This is a genomic window from Rhodovarius sp., assembly GCF_040399605.1.
Taxonomy (GTDB): domain Bacteria; phylum Pseudomonadota; class Alphaproteobacteria; order Acetobacterales; family Acetobacteraceae; genus Rhodovarius; species Rhodovarius crocodyli_A.
Map to the genome: position 1 here is coordinate 26,891 of NZ_JBBARU010000035.1, position 6,281 is coordinate 33,171.

6 protein-coding genes are annotated in these 6,281 nt (G+C 69.5%); 5 read left to right on the top strand and 1 reads right to left on the bottom strand.

The annotated features are described in order from the left end of the window. The first annotated feature begins 1 nt into the window (after nt 1). The 5 genes from ABWP84_RS10625 to ABWP84_RS10645 are packed head-to-tail and all read left to right on the top strand — an operon-like array spanning nt 2 to nt 4,920. On the top strand, nt 2-967 hold the full coding sequence (locus ABWP84_RS10625) for an RluA family pseudouridine synthase (protein WP_353211998.1): 966 nt from the start codon (nt 2-4) through the stop codon (nt 965-967). Next, nucleotides 952-3,372: an AsmA family protein gene (locus tag ABWP84_RS10630; RefSeq protein WP_353211999.1), complete on the top strand. Its 2,421-nt coding sequence runs from the start codon at nt 952-954 to the stop codon at nt 3,370-3,372. Before ABWP84_RS10625 ends, ABWP84_RS10630 begins: the two co-directional genes overlap by 16 nt. After that, nucleotides 3,369-4,079 (top strand): ATP12 family protein, encoded by a 711-nt coding sequence (locus ABWP84_RS10635; RefSeq protein WP_353212000.1) that lies wholly within the window; start codon nt 3,369-3,371, stop codon nt 4,077-4,079. Before ABWP84_RS10630 ends, ABWP84_RS10635 begins: the two co-directional genes overlap by 4 nt. Continuing rightward, the gene (locus ABWP84_RS10640; RefSeq protein WP_353212001.1) at nt 4,076-4,351 is read left to right on the top strand and encodes an acylphosphatase; all 276 of its coding nucleotides are present in this window, start codon (nt 4,076-4,078) and stop codon (nt 4,349-4,351) included. Before ABWP84_RS10635 ends, ABWP84_RS10640 begins: the two co-directional genes overlap by 4 nt. A gap of 14 nt (nt 4,352-4,365) precedes the next feature. After that, a complete protein-coding gene (locus tag ABWP84_RS10645) occupies nt 4,366-4,920 on the top strand; it encodes a hypothetical protein (protein WP_353212002.1) in 555 nt (184 codons plus the stop codon). A gap of 99 nt (nt 4,921-5,019) precedes the next feature. Here the strand turns inward: ABWP84_RS10645 and ABWP84_RS10650 are convergent, their stop codons facing one another. Beyond that, a complete protein-coding gene (locus ABWP84_RS10650; RefSeq protein ID WP_353212003.1) occupies nt 5,020-6,063 on the bottom strand; it encodes an LLM class flavin-dependent oxidoreductase in 1,044 nt (347 codons plus the stop codon). Nucleotides 6,064-6,281: the final 218 nt, after the last annotated feature.

The following is a 6,281-nucleotide window of genomic DNA, read 5'->3' on the forward strand; positions in this document are numbered from 1 at the left end:
GATGACTGTCCTCACCATTCCCGTCAAACCCGGCGATGCCGGCGCACGGCTCGACCGCTGGTTCAAGCGGCACTACCCCACTCTCACCCAGGGCGCGCTGCAAAAAATGCTGCGCAGCGGGCAAATCCGTGTCGATGGCAAGCGCGCCGAAGCCGCCACGCGGGTCAATGAGGGGCAGGAAATCCGCGTCCCCCCCATGCCCAGCGCGCCCCCCCCCATCGCGGTGCGTGAGCCCGATGAGAAGGACGCCGCTGAACTCGCCGCCATGGTGCTCTACCGCGACGATCATGTGATCGTGCTCGACAAGCCGCATGGCCTGGCCGTGCAGGGCGGCCCGGGCATCGTCCGCCATCTGGATGGCATGCTGGACGCGCTGCGCTTTGGCGAGGAGGACCGCCCGCGCCTGGTGCATCGGCTGGATCGTGACACTTCGGGCGTGCTCATCCTCGGCCGCACCCCGGCCGCCACCGCCGCACTCGCCGCCGCCTTCCGCACCCGCGATGCGAAAAAAACCTATTGGGCCGTGGTGGTGGGCGAGCCTGAGCCGGCTGGCGGGAGGGTGGATATGCCCCTCGCCCGCGTGCCCGGGCCGCGCGGTGAGCGCACCGGCTTCGCCCCCGAGGGCCAGCGCGCCATCACCGATTACGACACGCTGGAGCGGGTGAACCGCCGCGCCGCCCTGATGGAAATGCGCCCGCTCACCGGCCGCACTCACCAGCTGCGCGTCCATGCCGCCGAGGCGCTGCGCTGCCCCATCCTGGGCGATGGCAAATATGGCGGCGAGCGCGCGCATATGGATGGACTGGCCAAGGAATTGCACCTGCATGCCAGGGCGCTCGCCATCCCCCACCCGGCCGGCGGCATGCTGGAAGCCGCAGCACCGATATCGCCGCATATGCTGGAAACCTTCAAATATTTCGGCTTCAACAACCCCAAACCGGCGAGGGCACGATGGCTTCGCGGCTAGAAGCCATTCGCCTGTTCTGGAGCACATGGCGTCCCAGGGCCTCTGCCCGCTGGGCCGCCGCCAGCCTCGCCATACTGCTGCTGGCCGGTGGCGCCATCACCCTCGCCCTGCTGGATGCGGAGCGCTTTCGCCCGCCCATCATCGCCGCCCTGGAGCGCGCCACTGGGCGCAGTGCGGGGTTTGGCAGCATGCGCCTCTCGCTGGGCCTGACGCCGAGCGTGACCCTGCGCGATGTCACCCTCGCCAACCTCCCCGGCGGCAGCCGGGCCGATATGCTGCGGGTGGCCGAGGTGGCGGTGGTGGTCGAATTGCTGCCGCTGCTCACCGGCCGCATCATGCTGCGCCGATTGGAACTGCAGGCGCCCGATATCCTGCTGGAGACAGTGGATGGCGTGCCAAACTGGCAATTCCGCCGCCCCGCCTCGCCCGAGGCCAGCGCCACCACCCAAGCCGCCCAACGGCGTGATGACCCGCTGCCCGAAATCGGCATCATCGCCATCCGCGATGCTAGGCTGCGCTTCCCCTCCGCCCCCGAGGGCGGTGTGGCCATCGCCCGGATCGATGCCACCGGCCATGGCAACCTCACCCTCAATGGCGCGCTGCGCTGGGGCGCGCTTCCCGTCACCTTCGATGCCCAGGCCGGCCCGCTGGCGCGGCTGCTGGGCGCCCCCGGCCCCGCCTGGCCGCTGCGTCTGCGGGCCGAATTGGCCGGGGGCCAAATCCAGGCCGAGGGCGAGATGCGCGAGCCGCGCGGCCTCTCCGCCTATCATTTCGACATCACCGCCAACCTGCCCGACCCTGCTGCCCTCGCCACCCTGCTGCGCCAGCCATGGCCACGGCTTGGCGCCATCAGCCTGCGCGGCCGGCTGGTGGGCGATGGCACCGGCCAGCCCCCCCGCGCCGAGGAACTGACCCTCACCTTGGGCCCGACCCGCCTGCCGCCGATGCTGGCACTCAGCCAGGCCCGGCTGCATATCCCCGCCGCCGACCAGCCGGCGCAGCTTTCCCTGCGCGGCGAGCGCGGCGGCGAAGCCTTCACCCTCGATGGCCAGATCGGCCCGCTGGCAGGCGCGCTGCAGGGCGGTGCCTTGCCGATGGCGCTGACCATCGGCCATTTGGGTGCCGCCGCCACGCTGCGCGGCGAGGTGGCGCAGCCGCTTGCCGGCACCGGCGCGAGGCTGGCGCTCAGCCTCAACAAGCCCGGGCTGGGCAGCCTCAATGCCATGCTGTCCGAGCGTGGCGGCTTCTTCGCCGATGGGCTGGAGCTGCGCGACATCGCCGCCCAAGGCCCGCTGCTGGCCGGCGGCGGCACGCTGCGCCTGGGCCGCAACCCGCTGCCGCGGCTGGAAGGCACGCTCACGCTGGAACGGCTGGACCTCGACGCCATCCGCGCCGCCCTCGCCGCGCCCGCCCCGAATCTCCCCCTTACTACCACCCCGAATACCCCCCGGCCTGCACCCCCAGCGTCCCGCGCCGAGACCCGGCTGATCCCAAAACTGCCACTCAATTTCTCCTGGCTGGCCCTGGCCGCGGCGGATTTGCACCTCACCATCGCGCGGCTGCGCCTGGAGGGCCTCGATCTGCTGGATGTCCATGGCCATGCCATGCTGGCCGATGGCCGTGCCCGGCTCGACCCCCTCGCGCTCACCCTGCCAGGCGGCCGCCTGACCCTGCGCGCCGCCGCCGATGGCGCCCAGCCCTTGCCGCAAATGCAGCTTTCCCTGCGCGGCGATGCGCTGGACAGCGCCGCCTTCCTGGCGGTCTTCGGCCTCACGCCGCCCTTTACCGGCCGGGGCGAGATCGATCTCGATCTGCGCGGCCAGGGCGCCGATACCCAGGCCTGGGCAGCCTCCTCGGTGGGACATATCGGCTTTGCCCTCACCGATGGCCAGATGCCGCAGCGGCTGCTGGGCGCCCTGCTGCCGCGCGGCGGCCAGGGGGGGGCGGGCGAAATCGCCATTGCCTGCCTCGCCGGCCGCTTCGATGTGGTGGCCGGCATCGCCCAGGCGAGGGCGCTCTATGCCGATGGCAGCCTGGGGCGGATCAATGGCCAGGGCCAGATCAGCCTGCGCGACGAAACCCTGGCCCTGCGGCTGAACACCGATCTGCGCATCCCCATTCCCGGCACGGCAGGGCTGCGGGTGCGCGCGCCAGTGCCGGTGACCGGCATGCTCAGCACCCCAAGCTTCGAGGGCATGGGCCTGATCGGCCAGGGCCTCAGCCAGATCATGGGCAATGGCGGCGGCAGTGGCGGCCCCATCACCCTCGAATGCGGCCCGGCGCTGGGCATGGCCCGCGCCGGCCGCTCCGGCCCCATCCCCACCTCGCTCGCCCCCCATGACCAGCCAGGCCAAGCGCCTCGGCCCAACCTGAATGATTTGCTGCGCGGAGTGCTGGCACGATGAAGCGATTTTGGGACGAGGCCCGGGTTGAGCCGGCCGAGGGCGGCTTGGCCGTGCTGCTGGATGGCCGCCCGGTGCGGCTGCCCGGCGGCGGCGCGTTGCGGGTGGAGGGCCATGCCCTGGCCCAGGCGCTGGCCGCCGAATGGCAGGCCGCCGGCGGCGCCAAGGGCCGAGACTTCCGCCCCGAGGATATCCCCCTCACCCGTCTCGTCGGCACCGCGCAGGAAAAGGTAGCGCCCGACCCAGCCCCCATGGTCGAGGGCATCGCCCAATACGCCGCCTCAGACCTCTTATGCTATCGCTCGGAGGACCCGCGCCTCGCCGCCATCGAGGCGCTGGAATGGGACCCCTGGCTGGAATGGAGCGCCCGCGAATTGGCCGCCCCCCTGCTGCTCAGCCACGGCATCATCCACATCACCCAGCCCGAGGCCTCACGCCTCGCCCTGCGCCGGGCGGTGGCGGCATGCGATGCCTTCGCCCTCACCGCCTTGGGCAATGTCGTGCCGCCCCTGGGCAGCCTGGTGCTGGGCCTGGCCTTTGTCCGCGGCGAGCTCGACGCCGCCGAGGCCTTTCGCATCTCGCTGGTCGATGAAACCTTCCAGGAGGAATTCTGGGGCGTGGATGAGGAGGCGCAAAAGCGCCGCCGGCTCATCGCCGCCGAAATCACCCTGGCCGAACGCATGCTGCATCTGGCGCGCATCGCGGCATGAAGGCCCGGCATCTGCTCATCGCCGGGCGGGTGCAGGGCGTGGGCTTCCGCGAATGGCTGGTCGAGACGGCGCGGGCGCATCACCTCACCGGCTGGGTGCGCAACCGCGCCGATGGCCGGGTTGAAGCGGTGCTGGCCGGCGAGGAACCGGCCATCGCCGCCGTGCTTTTGCTCGCCCGGCGCGGCCCACCCCTGGCCCAGGTGAGCGATATCGAGGAGAATTTCTGCGAACCGCCGGAAGAGCCCGGTTTCATCCGGCGGCCCAGCATCTGAGGAAACAACACCCCATGTCCGAACGCTTCCCCATGCTCACCCCACAGAGCATGACCCCGGAACAGGCCCGCATCGTCGAGAGCATCGCCGGCACCCGCGGCGGCAATGGCGCCCGCGGCCCCTTCAACATGTGGCTGCGCGTGCCCGAATTGGCCGACCGCATGCAGAAAGTCGGCGCCTATATCCGCTATGAGGCGGCGCTGCCGCAGAAGCTGGTGGAATTCGCCATCTGCATCACCGCGCGCGAATGGAACGCCGCCTATGAATGGTACGCCCACGCCATCCTGGCGAAGCAAGAGGGCCTGGCCACCGCCATTCTCCAGGCCGTGGCCGATAGGCAGCGCCCCACCGGCATGGATGCCGCCGAGACCGCCATCTGGGAATTCTGCACCGAATTGCACGCCGAGCGCGGCGTGACCGAGCCGCGCTTCGCCGCCGTCCGCGCCATTTTCGGCGAGGCCGGCGTCACCGAACTCACCGCCACCTGCGGCTATTACGTGGCGGTGGCGATGACGCTCAATGTCGCCCAGGTGCCACTGCCCGATGACGGCGTGCCCTTCGCGGTCTAGCGCCTGTTCCGTTCGCCTTGGCTCACTGCACAGGCTCTAACCTTTTGTTTGTCGAGCATCTTTATCCGCCCAAACGATTCCGTTTGAGCGGATGATGCTCTAACGCCGCACCAGCGGCATCACCTCAGCAGCGAAGCGGCGCATCTCAGCCTCAAAGGGCTGATATTGCAGCATGAAGGTCTCAATTCCGGCCTCATGAAACCGCTTCATCCGCTCCGCCACCTGGGCATAGGTGCCCACCAACCCGGCTGCGGTGCCGCCATTGGTGCCCAGCCGGTCGCTCTTCGCCATGGTGTGCTTCATCACCACATTGGGGTCGGTATGGACGGCTTGCTGCGCCACCATCGGCGCATCCAGCGCCGCCAGCCGGGCCAGCCGGTCATAGGCCGCCTGGGCCTCCTCCTCCGTCTTGCGGGCGATGACAAAGGCGGAAAGCCCATAGCGCAAAGCCGCATCGCGCCGCGGCCGGGCGGCGACATCGGCAATCAGCGCCTTCACATCCTCAATCGGCTGGCCATTGATGAACCAGACATCGCCCTGCGCCGCCGCCAGCGCCCGCGCCGGCTGCGATTCGCCGCCGATATAAATCCGCGGCCGCGCCCGGGTCGCCGCCCCGGGCACCAGTCTCGCGCCATCGACGGTGAAATGCTGGCCCTTATGATGCACCGTCTCGCCGCGCATCAGCGGCGCGACAATCGACAGCCATTCATCGCCCAGCGTGTAGCGGTCATCATGCGCCGGGAAGGGCAGGCCGGCCTTGTCCATCTCCGCCTTGTTCCAGGCATTGACCAGGTTGATGGCAAATCGCCCGCCGCTGATCTCCTCAATCTGCAAGGCCATCTTCGCCAGCACCACCGGATTGTAGAGCAGCGGCTTGATGGCGGCGATGATCTCAATCCGGCTGGTCAGCGCCGCCAGCGCCGCCGAACCAGTCCAGGCCTCCAACTCGCCATTGGCCGGGTTGAGCGGGTTGAAGGTGTGTTGCGCCACCAGCGTGCTGTCAAAACCCAACGCCTCGGCCTCCAGCACCAACGCCCGGTTGCGCGCCCAGGAAGCATCAAACGGCTCCTCCGGATCCTGCCGGGCGGCCCGGCTGCCATGCACCAAGGCCCAAATGCCAAAACGGGGAGGGGTATTGTCCATCCGCCGATCATTCTCCCGAGCAGGGGCGGCGTCCAGAGAGCGCTCGGACCGAGGGCCAAAGGGGCGGTCGCCAGCCTCGCCGGGCAGGGCGGCGTCGTTTGAGTGGTGGGTGGTTTCATCTCCCAGGCTCCACCTTGGTAGAAACGAAGAGTGAGGGAAAACAAGATCGAGGGGCTTTGCCCCTCGAGCACCCCAGGAGGGTCGACATGTATGTCGAC